Annotated in this window: 20 protein-coding genes; 18 read left to right on the top strand and 2 right to left on the bottom strand. The window is 42.5% G+C overall.

Features of this window, described 5'->3' with window-relative positions; genetic code table 11:
* Window positions 1-68 precede the first annotated feature (68 nt).
* The 4 genes from EGX73_RS03845 (at window position 69) to truA (ending at window position 3,345) form a co-directional block, all read left to right on the top strand.
* Window positions 69-905 carry an energy-coupling factor ABC transporter ATP-binding protein gene (locus EGX73_RS03845; protein ID WP_005470032.1) on the top strand — a complete coding sequence of 279 codons (837 nt, stop codon included), beginning with the start codon at window positions 69-71 and terminating at the stop codon, window positions 903-905.
* The gene (locus tag EGX73_RS03840; protein ID WP_123866744.1) at window positions 881-1,747 is read left to right on the top strand and encodes an energy-coupling factor ABC transporter ATP-binding protein; all 867 of its coding nucleotides are present in this window, start codon (window positions 881-883) and stop codon (window positions 1,745-1,747) included. Before EGX73_RS03845 ends, EGX73_RS03840 begins: the two co-directional genes overlap by 25 nt.
* Window positions 1,737-2,534: an energy-coupling factor transporter transmembrane protein EcfT gene (locus EGX73_RS03835; RefSeq protein WP_003128042.1), complete on the top strand. Its 798-nt coding sequence runs from the start codon at window positions 1,737-1,739 to the stop codon at window positions 2,532-2,534. Before EGX73_RS03840 ends, EGX73_RS03835 begins: the two co-directional genes overlap by 11 nt.
* A 67-nt stretch (window positions 2,535-2,601) precedes the next feature.
* Window positions 2,602-3,345 (top strand): tRNA pseudouridine(38-40) synthase TruA, encoded by a 744-nt coding sequence (truA, locus tag EGX73_RS03830; RefSeq protein WP_003128043.1) that lies wholly within the window; start codon window positions 2,602-2,604, stop codon window positions 3,343-3,345.
* Window positions 3,346-3,461: 116 nt separating this feature from the next.
* Here the strand turns inward: truA and EGX73_RS03825 are convergent, their stop codons facing one another.
* Both EGX73_RS03825 and rpmB read right to left on the bottom strand, forming a co-directional pair.
* A complete protein-coding gene (locus tag EGX73_RS03825; protein WP_123866743.1) occupies window positions 3,462-6,092 on the bottom strand; it encodes a YfhO family protein in 2,631 nt (876 codons plus the stop codon).
* 179 nt (window positions 6,093-6,271) lie between these two features.
* The gene (gene rpmB, locus EGX73_RS03820; protein WP_003128045.1) at window positions 6,272-6,460 is read right to left on the bottom strand and encodes a 50S ribosomal protein L28; all 189 of its coding nucleotides are present in this window, start codon (window positions 6,458-6,460) and stop codon (window positions 6,272-6,274) included.
* Window positions 6,461-6,726: 266 nt separating this feature from the next.
* Here rpmB and EGX73_RS03815 point away from each other — a divergent pair, with 266 nt between their 5' ends.
* The 14 genes from EGX73_RS03815 (at window position 6,727) to ftsY (ending at window position 25,020) form a co-directional block, all read left to right on the top strand.
* Complete coding sequence (locus EGX73_RS03815; protein WP_003128046.1) at window positions 6,727-7,089, top strand: Asp23/Gls24 family envelope stress response protein; 363 nt, start codon at window positions 6,727-6,729, stop codon at window positions 7,087-7,089.
* Window positions 7,090-7,133: 44 nt separating this feature from the next.
* Window positions 7,134-8,807 carry a DAK2 domain-containing protein gene (locus EGX73_RS03810; RefSeq protein ID WP_123866742.1) on the top strand — a complete coding sequence of 558 codons (1,674 nt, stop codon included), beginning with the start codon at window positions 7,134-7,136 and terminating at the stop codon, window positions 8,805-8,807.
* A 180-nt stretch (window positions 8,808-8,987) separates the two neighbouring features.
* A complete protein-coding gene (gene recG / locus EGX73_RS03805; RefSeq protein ID WP_034705071.1) occupies window positions 8,988-11,018 on the top strand; it encodes an ATP-dependent DNA helicase RecG in 2,031 nt (676 codons plus the stop codon).
* 47 nt (window positions 11,019-11,065) lie between these two features.
* A complete protein-coding gene (gene plsX / locus EGX73_RS03800; RefSeq protein ID WP_003128049.1) occupies window positions 11,066-12,082 on the top strand; it encodes a phosphate acyltransferase PlsX in 1,017 nt (338 codons plus the stop codon).
* Between the two features lie 114 nt (window positions 12,083-12,196).
* Window positions 12,197-12,439, top strand: coding sequence for an acyl carrier protein (gene acpP, locus EGX73_RS03795; protein WP_003128051.1), 243 nt, complete (start codon window positions 12,197-12,199; stop codon window positions 12,437-12,439).
* 307 nt (window positions 12,440-12,746) lie between these two features.
* Window positions 12,747-13,754 (top strand): ABC transporter ATP-binding protein, encoded by a 1,008-nt coding sequence (locus EGX73_RS03790; RefSeq protein ID WP_003128052.1) that lies wholly within the window; start codon window positions 12,747-12,749, stop codon window positions 13,752-13,754.
* Window positions 13,755-14,699: an ABC transporter ATP-binding protein gene (locus EGX73_RS03785; RefSeq protein ID WP_021150619.1), complete on the top strand. Its 945-nt coding sequence runs from the start codon at window positions 13,755-13,757 to the stop codon at window positions 14,697-14,699.
* Window positions 14,699-15,655: an oligopeptide ABC transporter permease gene (gene opp4B, locus EGX73_RS03780; RefSeq protein WP_005470040.1), complete on the top strand. Its 957-nt coding sequence runs from the start codon at window positions 14,699-14,701 to the stop codon at window positions 15,653-15,655. The genes EGX73_RS03785 and opp4B overlap by 1 nt, the downstream gene beginning before the upstream one ends.
* Before the next feature lie 12 nt (window positions 15,656-15,667).
* The gene (locus EGX73_RS03775; protein WP_003128055.1) at window positions 15,668-16,585 is read left to right on the top strand and encodes an ABC transporter permease; all 918 of its coding nucleotides are present in this window, start codon (window positions 15,668-15,670) and stop codon (window positions 16,583-16,585) included.
* 17 nt (window positions 16,586-16,602) lie between these two features.
* Complete coding sequence (locus tag EGX73_RS03770) at window positions 16,603-18,387, top strand: oligopeptide ABC transporter substrate-binding protein (protein WP_003128056.1); 1,785 nt, start codon at window positions 16,603-16,605, stop codon at window positions 18,385-18,387.
* A 216-nt stretch (window positions 18,388-18,603) separates the two neighbouring features.
* Window positions 18,604-19,296 (top strand): ribonuclease III, encoded by a 693-nt coding sequence (gene rnc, locus EGX73_RS03760; RefSeq protein ID WP_003128057.1) that lies wholly within the window; start codon window positions 18,604-18,606, stop codon window positions 19,294-19,296.
* Between the two features lie 15 nt (window positions 19,297-19,311).
* Window positions 19,312-22,902, top strand: coding sequence for a chromosome segregation protein SMC (gene smc / locus EGX73_RS03755; protein WP_005470043.1), 3,591 nt, complete (start codon window positions 19,312-19,314; stop codon window positions 22,900-22,902).
* Entirely contained in the window at window positions 22,899-23,717 is an 819-nt protein-coding gene (locus EGX73_RS03750) for a Cof-type HAD-IIB family hydrolase (RefSeq protein ID WP_003128060.1), read from the top strand. The genes smc and EGX73_RS03750 overlap by 4 nt, the downstream gene beginning before the upstream one ends.
* A gap of 1 nt (window position 23,718) precedes the next feature.
* Entirely contained in the window at window positions 23,719-25,020 is a 1,302-nt protein-coding gene (gene ftsY, locus EGX73_RS03745) for a signal recognition particle-docking protein FtsY (protein ID WP_060813268.1), read from the top strand.
* The last annotated feature ends 133 nt before the right edge of the window (window positions 25,021-25,153 follow it).

The raw sequence follows: 25,153 nt of genomic DNA, 5'->3' as shown, positions 1-25,153 counted from the left end.
GAATGATTGAAAATAACTTACTTTTTTGGTAGTGTAAGTAAGAATTAACTGGAATGAAGGAGTATATCATGAAGCCGATCATTGAATTGAATGCTATCACCGTTCGTTATACCGAAGAAGATCGTCCGGCGTTGAAGAATGTCTCTTTGTCCATTGAGCAAGGAGAATGGGTTGCGCTTATCGGTCATAACGGTTCAGGAAAATCGACCTTGGCCAAAACGATCAACGGTTTGATTTTACCGCAAGAAGGAAGCGTTGCAGTGGGAGACATGCTGCTTAATGAAGAAAATATTTGGAATATCCGTAAAATGGTCGGAATGGTTTTTCAAAATCCCGACAATCAATTTGTCGGTTCAACTGTAGAAGATGATGTGGCATTTGGTCTAGAGAACCAAGGGATTCCTCGTGACGAAATGGTGATCAGAGTCAAAAATGCTCTAGAACAAGTCCGGATGGAAGAATTTGCAACACGAGAACCAGCCAGACTTTCTGGGGGACAAAAACAGCGAGTAGCCATCGCTGGTGTTGTGGCATTACGTCCCGATATCATCATTTTAGATGAGGCAACTAGTATGCTTGATCCTGAAGGAAGAGAAGAAGTTATTTCAACGATCAAGAAAATCAAGGAAGAAAATAATTTAACTGTTCTGTCAATCACCCATGATATTGATGAGGCAGCCAATGCCAATCGGGTCATGGTCATGCGCCAAGGAGAACTGGTTCGTGAAGGGACGCCGGCAGAAATCTTTTCGGCTGGCCCAGAATTGATCGAATTGGGTCTAGATTTGCCTTTTCCAGAAAAATTGAAGGCAGCTTTGAAGCAGCGCGGCATCTCTGTGCCTGCAGCGTACTTGACAGAGGAAGGAATGGTGGATTGGCTATGGACATTCGTTTTGAAAAAGTAGCATTTACTTATCAACCGCATTCCCCATTTGAGCAACGCGTGTTATTCGATATTGATCTCGAAATCAAAGAAGGCTCGTATACAGCATTGGTGGGTCACACTGGTAGTGGCAAATCAACATTACTACAACACTTGAATGCATTATTAAAGCCAACAGCGGGCAAAGTGACGATTGGTGATCGCGTGATCACTCCTGAAACTGATAATAAGAATTTAAAACCATTGCGTAAAAAAGTAGGAATCGTCTTTCAATTTCCTGAATCGCAATTGTTTGAAGAAACTGTGGCTCGAGATATCGCTTTTGGTCCCCAAAATTTTGGTGTGAGTGAAGAAGCGGCAGCTGAATTAGCGAAAGAGTACATTAAACTCGTTGGTTTAGATGAAAGCTTTCTTGAACGTTCCCCATTTGATCTCTCAGGAGGACAGATGCGCCGAGTAGCCATTGCCGGGGTCTTAGCAATGGAACCGGAAGTATTGGTATTAGATGAGCCAACAGCGGGTTTAGATCCACAAGGACGCAAAGAAATGATGGAGATGTTCCAGCGACTCCATCAAGAGAAAAATATGACCATCATCTTAGTGACCCATTTGATGGATGATGTGGCTAATTTTGCAGATTATGTCTATGTATTAGAAAAAGGACGAATCGTTAAAGAGGGTGCACCGAAGAATGTTTTTCAAGATATCGAATGGCTACAAGAAAAACAATTAGGCGTACCAACAGCAACTGCTTTTGCAGCGTTGTTGCAAGCGAAAGGGTTGCATTTCGAACGCTTGCCATTGACAGCAGAAGAACTTGCGGATCAACTGGTAGCAAAGGAGGCGACCGCAAATGATGAATAAACTAATCTTTGGCCGCTTTATTCCAGGAGATTCCTTTATCCATAAACTCGATCCACGGGTGAAATTACTTGCCAGTTTTTATTTTATTGGAATCATTTTTTTGGCAAACAATTGGCAGAGCTATCTTTTGGCAGCTGTTTTTACGCTATTTAGCATTTTTCTTTCCAAAATTGATTTGGGTTTTTTCGTTCGTGGTGTTCGCCCGTTGATCTGGCTGATTTTATTCACTGTAGCATTGCAGATTCTCTTTACGACGGGTGGAGAAGTCTATTGGTCCTGGTGGATCTTCAATATTACCGAATTTGGTTTGCAGAATGGTGCGTTCATTTTTTGCCGTTTTGTTTTGATTATTTTTATGTCGACATTGCTGACGTTGACGACACCACCTTTGGAGTTGTCAGATGCAATCGAATATATATTACGCCCATTAAAAGCCATCCGATTTCCCGTGCATGAAATTTCTTTGATGCTGTCGATCGCACTTCGCTTTGTGCCGACATTAATGGATGAGACTGAGAAAATTATGAATGCCCAGCGTGCCCGCGGAGTCGATTTCGGAGAAGGCGGGTTGTTGCAAAAGATGAAAGCTATCGTCCCATTGCTGATCCCTTTGTTTGTCAGCAGTTTTAACCGGGCAGAGGACCTAGCTACAGCCATGGAGGCTAGAGGCTATCAAGGCGGTGAAGGGCGGACCAAGTATCGGATTCTTCACTGGCACAACCGCGACACACTCGTAGTGTTGGTCTTTGTGCTCTTTACAGTAGGTTTAGTATTATTAAGAGGATAAAAGTAAATGTCTGGGGAGTGCAATCGGCTCCTCAGATTTTTTTGAGAAAATGAAAGCAGGTGAGAAGATGGTACGTTATAAAGCAACGATTGCTTACGATGGCACCAATTTCCAAGGATTTCAGCGCCAACCCAATGGACGCACAGTACAAGAAGAAATCGAAAAAACATTGACTCGCATGAACAATGGACAAGCAGTCCAAATCCACGGTTCAGGACGGACCGATGCGGGTGTCCATGCTTTAGGTCAAGTGATTCATTTTGACTTTGACGAACGTCCATTAGAAAAAATGCGCTTTGGACTTGATACACAAACACCGGAAGATATTGCTGTGAAACAGGTGGAAATCGTCGATGAACACTTTCACGCCCGCTATCTTGTGCGGGAGAAGACCTATCAATTTCGCGTAGATATCGGCAAACCACGAAGCCCTTTTCGTAGATATTACGCAAGCTATTACCCGTATCCGTTGGACCTAATGAAAATCCAGCAAGCTTTACCCGATTTATTAGGTACGCATGATTTTACCAGTTTTTGTGCCACTGGCAGCTCCGTAGAAGATAAAGTCCGGACGATTCACCAAGCTAGTATGGAAGTGAATGAGGCCGGAGACGAACTACTCTTTACCTTTCGAGGCGATGGCTTCTTATATAAAATGATCCGCATCATGGTCGGAACCCTGTTGAAGATCGGTAATGGACGCTTACCAGCAGATAGCATTCCCGCCATTATTGCCCAAAAAGACCGCAATGCCGCTGGACCTACTGCTCATCCGGAAGGGTTGTATTTGGTTCGCGTAGCCTATGAATAAAAGAGAACTAAAAGAAAGAAGCGCCTCCTAAGGTTCGATTCGTATCGATCCGTTGGGGGGCGCTTCTTTTCGCAGCTGACTGCTATTGTGGCAGATAAAGAAGGTATCGATTGCTCTCATCTGCCTGGCTTGTCTGTGGGTGTGTGTTCTATCTCAGCTGCTACTTTTCTTTGATAGAAATAGCGGAACAAAATAAAGAGCAGTAGGCAGCTAAAGAATAAAATGACTCCGATCACAAAACCTTGCGGTAAATAAGTCAGTTCAAGATGGTGGGTACCGCTTGGGATCTTCACACTGATAAACGCATCTTGGAAAGCGTCAATAGCGATAGGTTTGCCATCCAGTTTGGCAGACCAGCCCTTGTCATAAGGAATCGTAGTGATAAGCTGCTGTTCTTTCTCAGTAGTGATATCGGCTTCGGCATTTTGTTTGCCGACAGTCATCGCAACACCTCTCTCTTGAATGGCATCGATTGCCCGTTGAAAGGCGGTAGTGTCTAATGTCACCACCTGTGGGTTTTGGAAAGAAATTGACTGAGTGCCATAGAAACTTGCCGTAAACTGCACGGTCGTTGCCGTATCATAGTAGCCTAGATCATAATATTGACCATTGATTCCAATTTGACTTTCCCGCTGTTCCCCGTTCACAGTGATCGTAGCTGTAGAACTCTCTAATTCACCGAAGTTTGCCGGATACAGACTAAGATAGGCTTGGGAATGAGCAGGTACTTCTACTTGCCAAGTAATCTCTTTCGCCACATTGCTTTCTTGCTCTTGGAATGTCGTGTACATGCCATTTTCAGTGATATCGGTGTTTTTGCTGTGAATGACAGTGATCGGTTGAAAATCAAAATAGTTTTGTTCAATGTTTGCCAAACCGTTGATCAAATTCTTCTGGCTGGTTAGATTGTCGTTGGCAGGCTGTTGGATCTTATTGATCGAAGGCTCTGCTAACATGGCAAGGGGAAGAGCGTTGCTATTTTGATAAAGCTTGTAGTCTCCAGCTTCTCCTACGCGTTCAAAACCGTATTTTGTTAAGTTTTGTTTGCTAATATTGTATTTGATGCCGGTGAAAGCATCCATTAGCAATGTATTATTCGGATAACGGATATTAAGATTCGTTCCTCTTGAACGAAAACCTAATTTATCTAAGTAACTAGAGGAGTTGCGGTTGCGGATTGAAGAAAACATGCTGACACCGCTGTAACCATAGTTGATACTGTCATTGGAAGAAACGGGATCCAGATTTTCCAAACGGAAAAAGGTCTCATTGTCTTTATCGGCTTGATCCACCAATTGCTTGATTGAAGGATAAGGATCAGTGAACAGACTTCGAGAGGCGTAATTCCAATCATTTAAGATTCCGCGAACCATCCCACTCGTGTTGATCGCCATTTCACCGCAAACGAAAACCAACAAGAGAAGTGCCACTTTCTTTTTAGTTAGCATACCAAGTTGACCGAAACCGATACACAGCAAGTAAAGGGCAAAGAAAACAATCGTTAACGCAAAAGAGGCTGTGGTGACGAATTCATACGAGTTTCCTCCCAGTCCATAAGAAAGTGCAAAGAGAGCAATCGTAGATAGTCCGACAATCACAAACAGACCTCGGTCTTTTTGCTGCAGCTGTTCCCAACCACAACCAGCCAAAAGAATCACTAGAAAGGAGAACAAATAGGCATAGCGGAACAAGAACATGTTTGGGGCATGCATCCCATGCCAGAAGAGATTCAAGGGAACGATATAGAAACTGGCGATCAAAATGCTAAACAATCCAGCATATAGCAGTTTATCTTTTAAAGGAATTCTCTTAGAAACAAAGTATAAAATACAAAGTAGTAATGGCAGTAGGCCAATATAAATAAACGGGATCGAACCGTATTTAGTTGTATCATATACGCCAATCATATTTTTCATTACAAGATCGAAAACACCAGTAGCTTCTGTCTTGAACTTCGTGATAGTGGACAATTCTTCCCCATTTGAACGTAAATCAAGTACAGCAGGCAAAATGATGATCATGGAAGCCCCACCGGCTAATAAAGAAGTGATGCCGTAAGGGATGATTGCTTTCTTGTTTTGCTTCCAATCGCGACCTAATTGCACGAATAGATACAAGACGGAGAACACTCCGATCATGAATCCCATATAAAAACTTGAGATAAATAACAGTAGGTAACTGACAAACAGAAGAGTCGGTTTTTTTTGTTGCAAGAGCCGATCAATCCCTAGAATCACTAATGGCAGGTAAATAAGTGCATCTAGCCACATGATCAATTCGGAGTGAGCAGTGATAAAGGACATCAACGCATAGCAGACAGCAAGCGTAACATGATGCCACCGTTGGATTTTAAATGTTTGACTCGCGTAAAACCAAAATGCGAGTCCGGCGCTGCCGATTTTCAAAAGTGTCAGCACATAGAGCGTATCTGGCATCAATTGATTGGGAAACAATAAAACCAGCGGCGTAAAAAGACCACCTAAATAGTAAGAGATCAGTGCAAGATAGTTCAACCCTAAAGAGGCATTCCAAGTATAGAAGATACTCTGCTTGCCTAATAAGACATTACGAAAACTGGCATGGAAATTCGAAAATTGCGAAAAGGCATCGCTCGCTAAGACACTGCGGCTGCTGCCGGGATAGATTCCGATCGTTAAATAAATGACTGCCATAATCAGTAACGGCAGCAGAAAACTGGCGGTCATATAAGGCCAATGTTGTTTGATGAATGATTTGATAGTAGCCAAGAATAGTCACCTAATCCTTATGAATTTTTTATTAGTGTACCATAATTCAAAGGATTAAAAAAACAATGTCATTAGCTGTTTAAAGAAAAAACAAAGGACATAAGAAAGGAAAGGAGGAATGAAACGGAAGACAACAAAAAAGACCGCTCGCAAGAACGGCCGAAAATGTGTGGTTAAGATTATACGCGCTCAACTTTTCCAGATTTCAAAGCACGAGTTGACACCCAAACTTTTTTAGGTTTTCCGTCAATCATAACGCGAACTTTTTGCAAGTTAGGTTTCACAGTACGTTTTGTCGCATTCATTGCGTGTGAACGGTTGTTTCCACTTGTAGTTTTACGTCCAGTAAAGTAACAAACTTTAGCCATGTGGTTATTTCCTCCTTTGCCTTGATGTTGGAGCGCTATTTCAGCTCATACCATCTGAATTTATCATAGAAAGTTAGAAAATGCAAGGGTAATTTTCAAGAAAGATTGACTTTTAGCAGTAAACATTGTAAATTAAACAAGGTCAGAATACAAGAATATCTGATGCCAAGCCCCTTTTCATAAGTCACATCCTTTTATTTGACTAGCAGCTATGATAAAATGTGAGAGAAGAAAGATGGGAATATCCCGCTTAAGGAGGCTATATTATGGCTGTAAAAATCAAAACCTCATCAGGTATTATTGAAATCAGCAACGAGGTCATCGCCACAGTTGTCGGTGGCGCAGCAACAGATGTGTTTGGTATTGTGGGCATGGCCAGCAAGAAACAGATCAAGGACAACATCAATGAAATTTTACGCAAAGAAAACTATTCTCGCGGTGTCGTTGTTCGTCAAGAAGAAAACGGTATTGCAGTGGATGTCTACACGATCGTTAGCTATGGTACAAAAATTTCTGAAGTTTCCCGCAATGTGCAAGAAAAAGTGAAATATAATCTTGAAACAATGCTAGGCGTTTCAGCAAATTCAGTGAATGTTTTTGTCCAAGGTGTACGTGTACTGCCAGATTAGGCAAGTGATCCGCTTGCGGCGGATGATTTTAAGGAGGATTATCAGTGAAGGTAACGAATATCAGCGCAGGTCAGTTTCAAGAGATGGTGCAGGCAGGCGCGGCTCGTCTACAAGTAAATGCAGAGTTTGTCAATTCATTGAATGTATTTCCAGTACCTGATGGAGATACAGGAACGAATATGAATTTATCAATGACAAGCGGTGCTAAAGCAGTAGCAGATGCCACTTCAGAAAAAGTGGGCGATCTTGCCACAACTCTTTCAAAAGGACTACTAATGGGCGCACGAGGAAACTCAGGCGTCATTTTGTCTCAATTGTTCCGTGGATTTGCTAAAGCGATCCCCACGGTCGAAACATTAACTGCGCCAGAATTGGCACAAGCCTTTACACATGGGGTCGAAACCGCCTATAAAGCAGTCATGAAACCCGTAGAAGGAACGATTCTGACAGTAGCACGTATTGCTGCAGAATACGGTGAGAAAAAAGCACAAACTAGTGATGACTGTGTAGAAGTCATGAAAGCAGTCGTTCACGGAGCAAAACGTGCGCTAGCCAAAACACCAGATCTATTGCCAGTCTTGAAAGAAGTTGGTGTAGTCGATAGTGGTGGCCAAGGATTATTGTTCATTTATGAAGGGTTCTTAAATGCACTGACTGGAGAATATCAAGCCAATGAGGTCTATGAACCAACACCAGCAGCAATGGATGAAATGGTCAATGCCGAACATCATCGCAGCGTTCAAGGACAAATGGCTACAGAAGACATCAAATTCGGTTATTGTACAGAGATCATGGTCAAAATTGGTGAAGGACCAACAGTGGACAGTACGTTTGATTATGAAACATTCCGAAATTATCTAAACGAACTTGGAGATTCTCTTTTAGTCGTCAATGACGATGAGATTATCAAAGTCCATGTACACACAGAACATCCAGGTGAAGTCATGAACTATGGCCAAAAATTTGGTTCTTTGATCAAGATCAAGGTGGATAATATGCGTGTACAGCATGAAACAATTCTGGAGCACGATCAACCCTCTGCTGCAGTGAAACGTCCGCGTACACCTTATGCAATCATTGCTATCGCAGCCGGTGATGGATTAAATAAACTATTTACCAGCTTAGGTGCAGGCTATGTGATCAGCGGTGGTCAAACGATGAATCCAAGCACGGAAGACATCGTGACTGCTATCAATGAAGTGAACGCAGATCAGGTTATCGTCTTACCAAACAATAAGAATATCTTTATGGCTGCACAACAAGCAGCAGAAGTATCGGACATCCCAGTCGCTGTTGTTGAGACCCGTACGATTTCACAAGGGATGACAGCAATGTTGGCCTTCAATGAACAAGCAACGTTAGCGGAAAATCAACAAGCGATGACTGAAATCTTGTCAAGTGTTGTCAGTGGTTCGGTGACACACGCGATTCGTAATACAGCGATCGATGGAATTGAAATCACAGAAGGTGATTTCTTGGGAATGGTTGATGGGAAAATCGTGGTTTCTGTACCCGATTGTTTCTCTGCTTCCATGGATACATTGCAGAAGATGATTTCAGATGAAACAGAAATCGTTACGATTATTATCGGCGAAGAAGGAAAAGCAAAAGAAGCAGCAAAAATCGAAGCAGCATTGACAGAAATCTATCCGGAGATCGAAGTGGAGATCCATCAAGGAGATCAACCTGTTTATCCGTATCTTTTCTCGGCTGAATAAAACTTGAAAGCAGACGGGGCAAAAGTCGCAGGGCGATTTTTGTTTCCGTCTCTTTTTTGATTGATAGAGAAACAGCCTGTTTTTGCTCATCTTTTTTCATTCAAATTCTTCGTAATTTAAACAGAGAAGAGTAAAATAAAGAAAGCAATCTGCAAACAACTAGTTTTGAGGAGGGAAGAAATGCTTGATCAGCCAATCACTGTTTTGTCTGGTGTCGGAGAAAAGCGAGCAAAAGATCTCGCAGCGCTTGGAATCCAGACAATCGAAGATTTATTGCGATATTACCCCTTTCGCTACGAAGATATTCAAGAGCGTCAATTGAACGAGATACAAGATCAAGAAAAAGTCACGATCAAAGGAATCGTTGTTTCCCCGGCTGTTGTAAATCGTTTTGGTTACAAAAAGAGTCGGCTGCAGTTTCGAATGATGCAAGATCATGATGTATTCAATGTTTCCTTTTTTAATCAGCCCTATTTAAAAGATAAAGTTGTTTTGTCTGAAGAAATCGCGGTTTACGGGAAATGGGATGCGAAACGGAAATCACTAGCTGGGATGAAGATTCTTGGCAGCAAGAAGCCAGGTGATTTCGCTCCTATCTATCATGTAAACAAATCGGTACGGCAAAGCGTGCTGGTTGACTTGATCAGGCAGGCATTTGAATCATACGGAGACCAGATCGAGGAAATCTTACCTCTAACTTTAACGGAGAAATATCGGTTATTGGATCGCCAGACTGCTATGCGAGCTATGCACTTTCCAAAAGATCCGCAAGAAAGTCATCAAGCAAAGCGGCGAATCATCTTTGAAGAGTTCTTCCTATTTCAAATGCAGATCCAAGGATTGAAAATTTCCGAAAAGGCTGAAAAGAACGGCTTAGCCATTGACTATGATGTTCAGCGGTTAAAAGCTTTCACCCAGACACTGCCTTTCGAATTGACTGCTGCTCAAAAGCGAGTCACCAACGAGATCTGTCATGACCTCAAAAGTCCGCAACATATGCAGCGACTGCTGCAAGGAGATGTCGGTAGCGGCAAAACAGTTGTGGCTGCTATCGCACTGTACGCCACTATGACAGCTGGCTTTCAAGGGGCGTTAATGGTACCAACTGAGATTCTGGCACAACAACATTTGGAAAGCCTTAACCAGTTATTTGATCCGCTAGAAGTGACAACGGCACTGCTGACAGGGTCCACCAAGACAAAGGAACGGCGAGTGATCTTGGAGCAATTGGCTGCAGGTGAGATCGATATTGTCGTAGGGACGCATGCGTTGATCCAAGAAGGGGTCAATTTTGCCCGTCTAGGTTTAGTCATCACAGATGAGCAGCATCGCTTTGGTGTCAATCAGCGAAAAATATTGCGAGAAAAAGGATATTTGCCGGATGTTTTGTTCATGACGGCGACGCCGATACCACGAACCTTGGCCATCACGGCCTATGGTGAGATGGATGTTTCCATCATCGATGAGATGCCAGCTGGCCGGATTCCGGTCGAAACGCGTTGGGTACGACCACCTCAATTGGAATCTGTGCTGGACTGGGCTCGTCAGGAATTAGCGAAAGGACATCAAATGTATGTGATCTGTCCGCTGATTGAAGAATCAGAAATGTTAGATGTCAAGAATGCTACGGAGATTTACGAGCAGCTGCAGGCTTATTTTGCCCCTAACTACCAAGTGGGCATTCTCCACGGCAAAATGAAAAATATAGAAAAAGACGAGATCATGGAAGAGTTCAAGGACAACCAGTTACAGATCTTGGTATCAACGACAGTTATTGAAGTAGGGGTAAATGTACCCAATGCGACAGTCATGTTGATTATTGATGCAGATCGTTTTGGGTTAGCTCAGTTGCACCAGTTGCGGGGGCGTGTCGGCCGTGGTGCAGATGCTTCTTACTGTATTTTGGTGGCAAATCCCAAAAATGAAACCGGAATAGAGCGGATGAAAATCATGACTGAAACCACCAATGGCTTTGTCGTCAGTGAAAAAGATCTGCAATTGCGAGGTCCCGGGGAAGTCTTTGGTAATCGTCAATCAGGTTTACCTGAATTCGCCGCAGCCGATTTAGTAGCCGATGCCCATATTCTTGAAGTTGCACAAGTAGAAGCAACTCAAATCTGGCAGAAGCACCAATGGCAGATTTTACCGGAGTATCAAGCGCTAGCCGATTATTTAGCAGCAGAAAAACGAGACAATCAATTTTTTGATTAAAGAATATGGTATACTAACTTGGAAAAATGAAGGGAGTGGCGTATGTCATGAAAATTGCCGTAGATGCCATGGGTGGCGATAACGCACCAAAAGCGATCGTTGAAGGCGTCATGTTAGCAAAAAAAGAATATCCAGAAATCGAATTTCTATTATACGGAAAAGAAGATGAAATCAGAAAATATGTGACAGACGAAAGTCAGCTTACAATCATTCATACCGATGAAAAAATCAACAGTGATGATGAACCTGTTAAAGCGATCCGCCGCAAAAAGAACGCATCGATGGTCTTAGCAGCCCAAGCGGTCAAAGAAGGTCAAGCGGATGCCATTTTCTCTGCTGGAAATACCGGTGCTTTGTTAGCTGCAGGTTTGTTTATCGTAGGTCGTATCAAAGGAATCGAACGTCCTGGCTTAATGTCGACGATGCCTGTACTTGGGAAAGAAACTGGCTTTGATATGCTGGATCTAGGAGCGAATGCTGACAATAAAGCAGAACATCTCGTTCAATATGCTGTGTTAGGTTCTTTTTACGCTCAAAAAGTCCGAGGCATTCAACAACCGCGAGTAGGGTTGCTAAACAATGGGACGGAAGAGACCAAAGGCAGCGAGTTAACCAAAAAAGCGTTTGAATTGTTGACCAAAGAATCATCGATTCACTTTATCGGAAATGTTGAAGCTAGGGAACTTTTGAACGGTGCAGCGGATGTTGTGGTCACAGATGGATTCACTGGGAACGCCGTCTTGAAATCCATTGAAGGAACCGCATTGAATATGATGTCGTTATTGAAACAATCCATCATGAATTCCGGAACCAAAGGGAAATTAGGGGCTTTATTATTGAAAGATGCCTTGCGCAATTTAAAAAATGAGATGGATTATGCCAAACACGGAGGGGCTGTCTTGTTTGGTCTGAAAGCACCAGTGATCAAAACACATGGAGCGACTGGACCAGATGCCGTGGCAGCAACCATCAAACAAATCTATACCATGTTGCAGGCAGATGTGGTTCCTCAATTGGTGGCTCATTTTGAAGAAACACCTAAGCATGAAGAGCCAACGCAATGAGACTGCAATCATTGTAATGAAAATGCAAAAAAGGACTAGACAAATTTGCATGTAAGCAGTACAATGTTTGTTAGCCATTCTATGTTTTGTGCGAACGCGTGGAGGTGAAGGCAATTGACGCGAGAAGAAGTATTCAAGAAAGTTGCAGTAGTGATCGCAAACCATTTTGAGATCGATGCAGATAAAGTAACGGATACAATGAGTATTAAAGACGACTTAAATGCTGATTCAATCAGTGTGATGGAATTCGTCTTAGAATTAGAAGATGAATTTGGTACGGAGATTTCTGATGAAGATGCCGAACAGATTGAAACAGTCGGCGGAGCAGTTGATTATATTTCAAGCCATCTTGCTTAAGACAGATACAGGAGCTGAGTCATAGATGACCCAGCTCTTTCTTTATCAGAATTTGTTTAATAACCATTCGTTTCTCGAAAAAAAGTGCCTTTTCTTTGCACCATCCTGAAAAAATGTAAATGAAATGTAAGTATTCTGAAAATTCAGTATCTTAAAAATTTATAGACTTGCAATCTAGTGAGTGATTCTATATAATTATTAAGAAAATATTACACGATGTTAAGAAAGCATTTGGAATTTGACTTATAATTCCTACTTTTTTACATTAGAGGGCACTTCATCTTATAAAAAAGAGAGGGGTATTCGATTGTCAACTGATAATCAATTACTAGATGTTCAAAACCTACATACAGGTTTTCGTATTAAAGATGATTACTATGACGCTGTAGACGGTGTTTCTTTTACGTTGGAACGCAATGAGATTTTAGCGATCGTAGGCGAATCCGGATGTGGAAAAAGTACCTTAGCTACAACGATTATGGGATTGCATGATCCAAACAATACCAAAATCACCGGTGAAATCTTATACAAAGACTTGAATTTGTCAAACTTAAATGAAACACTTTACAACAAAATTCGCGGGAACGACATTGGGATGATTTTCCAAGATCCATTGTCCGCTTTGAACCCACTCATGCGTATTGAAGACCAAATCAAAGAAGGTTTATCTTATCATACAAATATGAATGCGGAACAGAGACAAGCCCGGGCCCTTGAATTACTAGATCAAGTAGGAATTCCAAATCCAGCACGGGTGGGTCGCCAGTATCCCCACGAATTATCCGGTGGGATGCGGCAACGGGTGATCATTGCCATTGCCATCGCATGCAAACCGCCAATTGTTATTGCTGATGAGCCAACCACTGCATTGGATGTAACCATCCAAGCACAGATCCTAGATTTGTTGAAAGATTTGCAGGCTGAAACACAAACGGGAATCATTTTGATCACCCATGACTTAGGTGTAGTGGCAGAAATGGCTGATCGTGTAGCCGTTATGTATGGCGGTCAGTTTGTTGAAGTTGCCACAGCGGAAGAGTTGTTTGCAAATCCAAAACACCCTTATACACGCTCTTTGCTGAACTCAATTCCACAAGAAGATTCTCAAGACAGTGAACTGCACGTGATTGAAGGCGTCGTTCCTTCATTGAAAAACATGCCAAGAACTGGTTGCCGTTTTGCTGCTCGTATCCCTTGGATCCCAGCTAGTGACCACGAAGAAAATCCTGTCCTGCATGAAGTTGCACCAGATCATTTAGTTCGCTGTACTTGCTATAAGCATTTTCATTTTAGAGACGAAGAAGGAGAAGTGTAGATGTCAGAATTAATCACAATCAAAGATCTGAAAGTCCACTATCCGATTCGCAGCGGTTTTTTCAACCGCGTAACGGACTATGTCTATGCTGTTGACGGTGTGGATTTCATCATCGAAAAGGGAAAAACTTACGGTCTGGTAGGAGAATCAGGCTCTGGAAAATCAACAACAGGGAAAGCAATCGTTGGCTTGGAAAAGATTACCAGCGGTGAAGTCATTTACGAAGGACAAGATGTCACAAAGCGCTCTGTCCGCAAAAAAATGAATTACAACAAGGATGTTCAAATGATTTTTCAAGATTCTATGTCAAGTCTGAATCCTAAAAAGCGGGTAGTGGATATTATTGCTGAACCGCTACGGAATTTTGAACGTTTGAGTGACCAAGAAGAAAAACAACGGGTGAAACGGCTTTTGGATATCGTTGGGATGCCAGAAGATGCTTTATACAAATACCCTCATGAATTCTCTGGTGGACAGAGACAACGTTTGGGGGTTGCCCGCGCAGTGGCATCGAACCCTAAATTGATCGTTGCTGATGAACCTGTTTCTGCATTGGACCTGTCTGTACAGGCACAGGTGCTCAACTTTATGAAACGAATCCAACAAGAGTTTGGCTTAAGTTTCTTATTCATCTCTCATGACTTGGGTGTTGTGAAACACATGTGCGACAATATCGCCATCATGTATAAAGGTCGTTTTGTTGAAATCGGTACACGCCAAGATATTTATCAAGATCCGCGTCATATTTATACGAAGCGGTTATTGTCAGCTATTCCTCAAATTGATGTGAAAAATCGTGAGGCGCATAAAGAAAACCGCCGTCGGGTAGAGTTGGAATATGTCACTCACCAAAAAGATTACTATGATGAAACAGGTCGTGTTTATGACCTTAGAACCATCACAGGAACACATCAAGTCGCTTTGAAAAATGGGGGTGCTGAATAATGTGGAAAACAATTCTACGTCGTTTGATATTAATGATCCCGCAAGTCATTATTTTGAGTGTCTTAATTTTCTTGATTGCACAAGCAATGCCCGGGGATCCATTTACAGGATTGATTAATCCGAACCAAGATCCAGCAGTTATTGAACGGATGCGGGAAGCAGCCGGATTGAATGATCCTTGGTATACACAATATTTCCGTTGGATCGGAAATGCACTTAAAGGAGATTTTGGTCAAAGTTTTATCTATAAACTACCAGTAGCAACATTACTTTCAGGACGGATCAGCAACACATTGTGGCTATCTTTGTTAACAGTTATCTTAACGTATGTGATCGCGATTCCTTTAGGAATGTTGGCTGGACGTTACCAAAATTCGATTTTAGATAAAGTCGTTGTCGTGTATAACTTCTTTAGTTTTGCGGTACCATTGTTTATCTTTGCATTGATTGCACTGTTTATCTTTGGTTATCGTTTAGGTTGGTTCCCAACTGGGGGGTCTGTAGCACCAGGCGTAACGGGAATGGCTGAGTTTTGGAGCCGTCTGTATCATCTGATCTTACCGGCTATCACTTCTGCGCTATTAGGTACCGCTGTGACGATCCAGTATCTGCGGAGTGAAGTGATTGATTCCAAATCATTGGATTTCGTGCGAACTGCTCGTTCGAAAGGGGTGCCAACTAGTAAAGTCTTCTCACGTCACGTGTTCCGAAATGCATCCTTGCCGATCGCATCTCAAATGGGGTATGAGATCACTTCATTGATCGCTGGTTCAGTGGTCATTGAAAAAATCTTTGCTTACCCAGGTGTCGGAAAATTATTTATCGATAGTATTGTACAGCGGGATTATGCCGTGATCACTTCGTTGACTTTGATATTAGGTCTGGCGACATTGATCGGTACATTGCTATCAGACATCATTATGAGTATTGTTGATCCAAGAATCAGAATCCAGTAGGAGGGGATAAACGTGTCTGAAAAGAAAGAAAAAGTGTTAAAACAAGAAAGTATCCCACCTATGGGATTACAAATGATTTTTCGTGAATTTTTAAAAGACAAGATCGCTATTTTTTCGTTGGTCTTGTTGGTAGCAGTACTGCTTTTCGTATTCATCGGCTCGGCAGTCATTGATCAAAGCCAAGTCATGCATGTAAGTATTCTAGATAAATATGCTGCACCAGGAGCAGTCTCACCAAATGGCGGCACCTACCTATTAGGGGCGGATGAAGGTGGCCGTGATGTTTGGGGACAATTGATCATTGGAGCGCGTAATTCGATTTTGATTGGGTTTTCCATCACGATCATTACATCGATCGTCGGAGTTGGCTTGGGGATCATTTCAGGTTACTATGGCGGGTTGATTGATAATATCTTGATGCGTATCGTCGATTTTGTCATGATCTTACCGATCATGTTGATCATTATCGTTATTGTTTCGATCATACCTCGCTACAATGTTTGGACGTTTATCTGGGTCATGAGTGCCTTTTATTGGGTCGGAAAAGCGAGACTCTTCCGCAGTAAGACCCTTTCTGAAGGGCGCCGAGATTATGTGAGTGCGTCAAAAACATTAGGGACCAATGATTTTGTGATCATGTTTCGCGAAATCATGCCGAACTTAAGCTCATTGATCATCACCAACTTGACGATGAACTTTGCAGCAAATATCGGTATCGAAACAACTCTAACGTTCTTGGGCTTTGGTCTGCCAACGAATGTTCCAAGTTTGGGAACATTGATTGGGTACGCCAGCAGCGGTGATGTGCTGGTCAACAGACAATGGATATGGTTACCCGCGTCAATATTGATTTTAGTATTGATGTTGAGTATAAACTACGTTGGTCAGGCATTTAAGCGTTCAGCCGATGCACGTCAACGACTAGGTTAAAACAAGGAGGATACAGGATGAAGAAAAATATTTTTGGTATGGTCACACTTTTGTCAGTCTTAGCATTGGCAGCTTGTGGCGGCAATAGTGGCGGAACAGATTCATCAGGCGGCAGCAACTCAGCAACTGAAACAGAAGATATTAGCTCTATGCCGGTTGAAGTCAAAAATGACGCAGAAGCAATCAAAGGCGGTACATTGGACGTCGCAGTAGTTATGGATACACAATTCCAAGGTTTGTTCCAAACTGAATTTTATCAAGACAATTATGATTCTCAGTTCATGCAACCAAGTAATGAAAGTTTATTCTTAACAGATGCTGATTTTCGAATTGTTGATGGTGGGGCTGCAAATCTTAAATTAGATGAAGATAATAACACAGCAACGATTACATTACGCGACAATTTGAAATGGTCAGACGGCGAAGATGTAACAGCAGATGACGTGATTTTCTCCTATGAAGTGATCGGTAACAAAGATTACACAGGAATCCGTTATGACAACAACTTTACAAATATTGTTGGGATGGAAGATTACCACGATGGCAAATCTGACACAATCTCAGGAATCACAAAAGAAAGCGACAAAGTCGTTAAAATTCAATACAAAGAAGTTCACCCTGGTATGATGCAAGCAGGCGGCGGTATCTGGTCTTCTGCTTTACCAAAACATGCGTTTGAAGGTATTGCAGTCAAAGATATGGAATCAAGTGATCCTGTTCGTAAAACACCAATCGTTTTCGGACCTTACGTAATGTCAAACATCGTAGCCGGTGAATCTGTAGAATACGTACCAAATGAGTATTACTACGGTGGCAAACCTAAAATGGATAAATTGTCATTTAAAGCAGTTCCAGCAGCTTCAATCGTAGAAGGTTTAAAAGCGAAGCAATATGATTTAGCATTGTCAATGCCAACAGATACTTACCCAACTTACAAAGATGCAGATGGCTACCAAATCTTGGGCCGTCCTGAGCAAGCTTATACGTATATTGGATTTAAGTTAGGTACTTGGGATGATAAAGAAGGAAAAGTTAACTACAATCCTGAATCAAAAATGGCGGACAAATCATTGCGTCAAGCAATGGGTTACGCACTAGATAATGATGCTGTCGGTAGCCGTTTCTATAATGGCCTACGTTCAAATGCGACAACATTGATCCCACCGGTATTTGGAACATTGCACGATACAGAAGTTAAAGGTTACACACAAGATATCGACAAAGCAAACAAATTGTTAGACGATGCTGGTTACAAAGATGTTGACGGCGACGGCATGCGTGAAGACAAAAACGGTGAAAAATTAACCATCAATTTTGCTTCAATGTCAGGTGGCGAAACAGCTCAACCATTGGCTGATTACTACATCCAACAATGGAATGAAATCGGCTTAGATGTGAAATACACAACTGGTCGTTTGATTGATTTCCAAGCATTCTATGATAAATTGAAAAATGATGATCCTGAAATCGATGTGTATCAAGGTGCATGGGGAACAGGTTCAGATCCTTCACCAACCGGACTTTATGGACCAAACTCAGCATTTAACTACACTCGTTTTGAATCTGATGAAAATACGAAGCTATTAGAAGCAATCGACTCTAAAGAATCATTTGATGAAGCAAAACGTAAAGAAGCATTTGATGCATGGCAAGAATACGCTGCGGATGAAGCATTTGTTATTCCTTCGCTTTACCGTAACCAAGTATTACCAGTATCTAATCGCGTCAAAGATTTCACATGGGCATATGATGCAGATCACAATCCATGGGCAACAGTTTCTGTAACAGCAGAATCTCGCTAATTTAGGAAAAGACGTTCTTTCGGGAACGTCTTTTTTTATTTTGTTCGCGGCAAAATCAATAAAAAACAATGAATCAGTCATGGAAACAAAGAGCAGGAGAATAAACGGTTAAAATTTTTTTATGGAGGCTTCAAGTTTTTGGACGAAACATTTCATAATTAGCCAAAAACCAGTATAATAGGGAAGTGTCGATAAACTAATGAAGGAATGTGGCAAATGAATACACAGCTAATGAACGAATTAAAAGAGGATTACGGCATTGTCTTCCATGATGTAGATTTACTCGAACAAGCGTTTACGCATTCATCTTATGTGAATGAGCATCGCAATTTGCACCTATCCGATAATGAGCGCCTAGAATTTCTAGGAGATGCTGTTTTAGAATTGATCGTCTCACGGTATTTGTACCGTGAACTGCCGGACCTTCCTGAAGGGAAGTTGACAAAGCTGCGGGCAGCAATCGTTCGCGAAGATAGCTTATCAATGTTTGCCAAAGATTGCCGTTTTGATCAATATATTCGGTTAGGCAAAGGAGAGGAAAACTCTGGCGGACGTAAGCGTCCCTCATTGTTATGCGATCTTTTTGAAGCTTTTTTAGGTGCGTTGTACTTGGATCAAGGTTTGGAGAGCGTCGACGGTTTCTTGACGGCTGTTGTTTTTCCAAAAGTAAAAGCAGGTGCTTTTTCCCATGAGATGGATCACAAGACCCGATTGCAGGAAGTCTTGCAGCGATCTGGCGATGTGTCCATCAACTATCGTTTAACGAAAGAAGAAGGTCCTGCCCACGAACGAATCTTTTGGACAGAAGTCTATTGTGACGATGTGCTGATTGGCGAGGGGCAAGGAAAATCAAAGAAATTATCAGAGCAAGCAGCGGCAGAAAATGCCTTAGCAAGTCTTGATCAATAAGAAAGGAATGGCGGAGTGTATTTAAAACGAATAGAGATTGCCGGTTTCAAATCCTTTGCAGACCGCACGATCATTGATTTTGAAAATAGTGTGACTGCGGTCGTAGGACCAAATGGCAGCGGCAAGAGCAATATTACTGAAGCGATTCGTTGGGTTTTAGGAGAACAGTCTGCCAAAAGCCTGCGTGGTGGCAAGATGCCTGATATCATTTTTGCAGGATCTGACACTCGCAAGCCATTAAATGTAGCGGAAGTAACGATTATTTTAGATAATACCGATCACTATTTACCAATGGATTACAGTGAGATCAGTGTGACTCGCCGGTTAAGGAGAACCGGTGAAAGCGACTTTTATTTGAACAAACAAAGTTGCCGCCTGCGAGATGTCCAGGAACTCTTTATGGATTCCGGGCTAGGAAAAGAATCATTTTCGATTATTTCTCAAGGGAAAGTCGAAGCGATTTTCAGCAGCAAACCAGAAGATCGTCGCGGTATTTTTGAAGAAGCTGCCGGTGTTTTGAAATACAAACAGCGTAAGAAAAAAGCAGAACAGAAATTGTTTGAAACAGAAGACAACCTTAACCGTCTACAAGATATTATTTATGAGTTAGAGGATCAATTGATTCCGTTAGCTGCTCAAAGTGAAGCGGCCAAACAATTTTTGTCATTGAAGGAAAAATTAACGGAAGTAGACGTGGCTTTTTCTGTCATGGAGATCCAGACAGCCAAACGGGCGTGGGAAACAGCTACAGAACAGCTGGAACTATTAAATCATCAGTTGGCTGAAATCACGCAGCAAATCAATACCGATGAACGCAGTGTGCAGCAATTGCGGCAGCGTCGAGCAGCCTTCGATGAATCATTGGAGCAGCTCAATCAGCAGCTGTTGCAAGTAACGGAAGGGCTGAAGCAAGCCGAAGGCCAAAAAGAAGTACTGTTGGAGCGCTCCAAGCATACGCAAAAAAGCACAGCAGAATATCAAGAGACCTTGGATGCCGTCAGTGAACGCCTCCAACAGTTGAATGACGAAAAAGCTGAATTGATTCATGAACTGTCGCAAAAGAATCGCAGTGTCCAAGAGGCAGAAGTAGCGATTGCTGATTGTCGAGCGGAACAAGAAAAGTATCAGAAATCGGCCAAAGAGATCATCGAAGAATTACGCAGTCAATATGTTGAAGCAATGCAGGAGCAAGCAACGGTCGGCAATGAGCTCAAATATCTTGAGCGCCAATACCAGCAAGAATCGGCAAAAAATCAAACAGCCGTTACGAAGCAGACAGAACTGTCGACAGCGATCAAAGAAAAAGCGACAGCCGCAGAAATCGTTAATGAACGCTTGCAAGCCGTGCAGCAACAGTTGGACGAACAGCGGAAGCAATATATCCATTTACAAGAGAAAGCCAAAGAGAACAAAGAAAAATTTGATGATGCACAGAAAAAAATGTATCAGTTAATGAACCAAGTCCAACAAGTGCGGGCAAAACAACGGAGTTTACAGGATATCCAAGAAAACTATGCTGGCTTTTATCAAGGCGTCAGACTAGTTCTAAAAAATAAGCAGCAGCTAACCGGTGTCGTGGGTGCTGTTGCAGAATTGATCGAAGTACCAGAAGAATATACAGTTGCTATCGAAACAGCACTGGGCGCTTCTGCCCAGCACGTAGTAGTAGAAACCGAACGTGATGCCAGAGCAGCGATTACCTATTTGAAACAAAATCGTGGTGGTCGGGCCACATTCTTGCCGTTGACGACAATCAAGTCTCGCCAATTACCTAGTTATGCTGTTTCTCAAGCACAACAAGTACCAGGATTTATCGGCGTTGCTAGTGAGCTGGTGCGTTTCAATGAAGATGTAAAAAACATTGCCGAAAATCTATTGGGAAGTATCGTCATCGCAGAAGATCTGACAAGTGCTAATGCATTAGCTAAAGCGCTGAACTATAGCTATCGTGTCGTTTCACTGGAAGGCGACGTGATGAATGCCGGGGGTTCGATGACCGGTGGAGCGACGAAGAAAAATGCCGGCAGCCTATTTAGTCAAAGCAATGAGTTGCAGCAATTAACGGCTCAAGCCGTTCAATTGGATGAACGCCTGCAAAAAACAGAGAAACAAGTGCAGCACTTCGAAACGGTGACAAAAGATGCTCAAGCAGCCTTGGAAGAGCTGCGAACCACCGGTGAAACGGCTCGAATGACGGAACACGAACTAAAAAATCAACTGCAAAACCTCACCAACGAGTTGGAACGGTTGAGAAAAGAGCAGCAAGTCTTTGACTTTGAAAATCGCGAGATTCAGGCCTTTTTTGAAGAGTATAACGAGAAGAAGACTCGGTTGGAATCGGAACAGCAAACCATTGCGCAGCAGCTGAAAAAAATCGATCACGACATTCAAAGCATGAATGCAGAAGAAGATTTAATCGAAGCAAAAAGAAGCCAGTTAGCAGCGACAGCCGCCCAATTACAAGCTGATTTTGCTGTTCAAAAAGAACAAGTGGAACATTTAAGACAAAAAATTGCTGCGAATGCGGAAGCGTTAGCGGAGAATGAAGCACGCCAACAGTCGCTAGAACGGCAGTTAGCAGCAATCAATTCGAATGTGAGTGACCATGAAATTTCGGAAGAAAGCCTGGATCAGCAAATCAGTGATTTTACTCAACGAAAAATAACACTGACACAAGAATTGGCGGACATTCGGCAACAAAGACAAATCGTCCAACAGGAAATTGGACAGTTGGATGAAGCTCTCAGTTTGGCAAACTTGCAACAAAAAGAAAAACTATCCGAAAAGACCAATGTAGAAATTGAGAAAAACCGCGCGGATTTGGTGATGGATAATCGGTTGGCTTACTTGCAGGAAGAATATGCATTGAGCTTTGAAAAAGCGGCCAATGACTATCCAGCAATCGATGACCCGGAAGCTGCAAAACGAGAAATCCAAGATCTAAAAGGAAAAATCGATGCGATTGGACCAGTCAATTTGAATGCTATCGAGCAATATGATCAAGTGGAACAGCGTCACAGCTTCTTGACCAGTCAAAGAGATGATCTGCTTTCTGCAAAAGCACAATTATTCGATACAATGTCCGAGATGGATGAAGAAGTCAAAACACGTTTCGGTGAGATTTTTGATGCGATTCGTCTGCAGTTCAAGCAAGTTTTCCCCAATATGTTCGGCGGGGGACATGCGGAATTGATTTTGACAGATCCAAAGGACTTACTAAATACTGGTATTGAGATCGAAGCCCAACCACCAGGTAAAAAGCTGCAAAACTTGAGTCTACTTTCTGGAGGCGAACGAGCGCTGACAGCCATCGCACTGCTGTTTTCGATCATTCAAGTCCGTCCCGTCCCGTTTTGTGTGCTGGATGAAGTTGAAGCTGCTTTAGACGAAGCCAATGTATCACGCTTTGGCCATTATTTAAGCGACTTCCAAAATGATACACAGTTCATCGTTGTCACACATCGCAAAGGGACCATGGAAGCGGCAGATGTGTTGTATGGCGTGACGATGCAGGAATCCGGTGTATCTAAGACCGTTTCTGTGCGTTTGGAAGATGTCAAAGAAGGCGGAAATTTTGTCGCAGATCAAGAAGGAGTAGCAAAATGATCAAATTAGTCGCAATTGATTTAGACGGTACCTTGCTGGATGGAAAGAAACAAGTATCGCAAAAAAATAAAGAAGTTCTTGCCCAAGCAAAAGCACAAGGAGTAAAAATCGTCCTTTGCACAGGTCGTCCTTTACGGGCAATTCGTCCTTATTTAGAAGAGTTGTCATTGAATGAATCAGGGGACTATAGCATTACTTTTAATGGTGGTCTGGTGCAAAAAAACGATACGGGAGAAATCATGGAAAAAGCCGCTTTGCAATTGGCTGATATTCATGAATTGGTTGCTGTCGCAGCAGAACTGGATTTGCCGCTGGATGTCGTATCCGAAGAAATCGTTTTGTGCTTGCCGACTTCAGCAACGAATCAGTCGATCTATGGTTCGCTGAATCCATTGCTGGATTGCCGCCCGTATGCGATAGAAGCTCTGGATGAGTCGAAACTCTATAATAAAGCTGTGATTGCTTATCATCAAGAAGTACTGGATCCGAAGATTTTGGCAATTCCTTCAGCAATCAGAGAGAAATATGAAGTAATCAAAACTCGGAATAATTTGCTGGAATTTATGCCTAAAGGAATTACGAAAGCCTATGGGATTGAATTGCTGGCTCGGGATTTAGGTATCACTATCGATGAAGTCATGGCGATCGGAGATGAAGAAAATGATCTGCCGATGATTCGCTATGCAGGACTCGGTGTAGCGATGGCTAATGCCGTGCCTTTAATCAAGGAAGCCGCAGATGTGGTAACAGATTCGAATGAAGCAGACGGTGTAGCAACTGTCATCGAAAAATATGTTTTGAAAGGAGGCGTTTGAAATGGGATTTTTTGACAAAATTAAAAAAGCTTTGATTGGTGAATCAAAAGAGCAAGACAAAGTGCAAGGCGAAGTAGAGGAACCAGTTGAATCTCCAGAGTCATCTGTCGATGAGTCATCCGTCGCAGATGACCATTCCGCACAAGAACAAACAGTAGAATCGACGGAACCAACACTGGATTCTCGTCCAGAAACTACTACCGATTCCGCGTTGCAGCCAACAGAAACAGAGGAGTCCGCGGCTGATACTTCATCATCAGAAGGAGCACAAGATCTGAAATCAGCTGAACCATTCGACGTCGTGACACCTAGTGAAACGGTAAAAAAACCTGAAGTACAACCTCAGCCAACAGCGGTTCACAAAGAGGATGTACAAGATAAGTACACGAAGGGACTATCGAAATCTCGCAAAACTTTCGGGCAACGACTCAATGAGCTGTTCGCGAATTTTCGCTCTGTAGACGAAGATTTTTTTGAAGAAGTCGAAGAGACATTGATTGGAGCCGATGTAGGCTTTGATGCAGCGATCAAGATCACGGATGCACTGCGTCAAGAGGTCAAGTTGCGAAATGTCAAGAAGCCGGCAGAGGTTCAAAATGTTATTATTGAAAAACTAGTCGATCTTTACGGTGAAGCAGGTGTCGACGAAGTCAACGAACTAAATATGCAACCTGGATTGACCGTCATTTTATTTGTCGGTGTGAATGGCGTCGGTAAAACCACCAGCATTGGAAAACTGGCGCATCAATTCAAATCAGAAGGCAAGAAAGTGTTGTTGGCAGCTGCGGATACCTTTCGAGCTGGAGCAATCGATCAGCTCGTCGTTTGGGGGGATCGAGCAGGTGTGGAAGTCGTTCGAGGGAAAGCTGGTGGTGATCCGGCAGCCGTCGTATTTGATGCGATGGAACGAGCGAAAGCAGAGCAAGCAGATGTTCTATTAGTTGATACCGCTGGTCGTTTGCAAAATAAAGTCAATTTGATGAATGAGTTAGAGAAAATCAAACGGATCATTCAACGAGTAGAGCCGAATGCGCCTCATGAAGTGTTGCTCGTGTTAGATGCGACGACTGGTCAGAATGCGATGAACCAAGCCAAACAATTCAAAGAAACCACGGATGTTACAGGATTGGTCTTGACGAAATTAGATGGAACTGCCAAAGGTGGGATCGTTTTAGCGATTCGCAATGAATTGCGTTTACCGGTTAAATTGGTCGGATTAGGGGAAGGAATCAACGACCTTGAGCCGTTTGATCCAAATGAGTTTGTTGTTGGGCTATTTAAAGGTCTCATCAACGAAGGTTGATGCTGTTCATCGCTTGAAATAAGACAAAAATATCCGAACTATGTTTGATTATTCCTCTTCATCATCTCGCGATGGCGTTAACGGTAGGAGTAATCAGTAGTAGTTCGGATATTTTTTGTTAAGGAACTTGCAT

The sequence above is a fragment of the Enterococcus sp. FDAARGOS_553 genome (assembly GCF_003812305.1).
Taxonomy (GTDB): domain Bacteria; phylum Bacillota; class Bacilli; order Lactobacillales; family Enterococcaceae; genus Enterococcus_D; species Enterococcus_D gallinarum.
The sequence above is the reverse complement of the archived record's forward strand: the minus strand, read 5'-3'. Positions and strand labels throughout refer to the sequence as shown.

Excerpts from the sequence above, each read along its gene's own strand:
- EGX73_RS03845 (WP_005470032.1), top strand. The coding sequence starts at position 69 with ATGAAGCCGATCATTGAATTGAATGCTATCACCGTTCGTTATACCGAA.
- EGX73_RS03840 (WP_123866744.1), top strand. The coding sequence starts at position 881 with ATGGACATTCGTTTTGAAAAAGTAGCATTTACTTATCAACCGCATTCC.
- EGX73_RS03835 (WP_003128042.1), top strand. The coding sequence starts at position 1,737 with ATGATGAATAAACTAATCTTTGGCCGCTTTATTCCAGGAGATTCCTTT.
- truA (WP_003128043.1), top strand. The coding sequence starts at position 2,602 with ATGGTACGTTATAAAGCAACGATTGCTTACGATGGCACCAATTTCCAA.
- rpmB (WP_003128045.1), bottom strand. The coding sequence starts at position 6,460 with ATGGCTAAAGTTTGTTACTTTACTGGACGTAAAACTACAAGTGGAAAC.
- EGX73_RS03815 (WP_003128046.1), top strand. The coding sequence starts at position 6,727 with ATGGCTGTAAAAATCAAAACCTCATCAGGTATTATTGAAATCAGCAAC.
- recG (WP_034705071.1), top strand. The coding sequence starts at position 8,988 with ATGCTTGATCAGCCAATCACTGTTTTGTCTGGTGTCGGAGAAAAGCGA.
- plsX (WP_003128049.1), top strand. The coding sequence starts at position 11,066 with ATGAAAATTGCCGTAGATGCCATGGGTGGCGATAACGCACCAAAAGCG.
- EGX73_RS03785 (WP_021150619.1), top strand. The coding sequence starts at position 13,755 with ATGTCAGAATTAATCACAATCAAAGATCTGAAAGTCCACTATCCGATT.
- opp4B (WP_005470040.1), top strand. The coding sequence starts at position 14,699 with ATGTGGAAAACAATTCTACGTCGTTTGATATTAATGATCCCGCAAGTC.
- EGX73_RS03770 (WP_003128056.1), top strand. The coding sequence starts at position 16,603 with ATGAAGAAAAATATTTTTGGTATGGTCACACTTTTGTCAGTCTTAGCA.
- rnc (WP_003128057.1), top strand. The coding sequence starts at position 18,604 with ATGAATACACAGCTAATGAACGAATTAAAAGAGGATTACGGCATTGTC.
- EGX73_RS03750 (WP_003128060.1), top strand. The coding sequence starts at position 22,899 with ATGATCAAATTAGTCGCAATTGATTTAGACGGTACCTTGCTGGATGGA.
- ftsY (WP_060813268.1), top strand. The coding sequence starts at position 23,719 with ATGGGATTTTTTGACAAAATTAAAAAAGCTTTGATTGGTGAATCAAAA.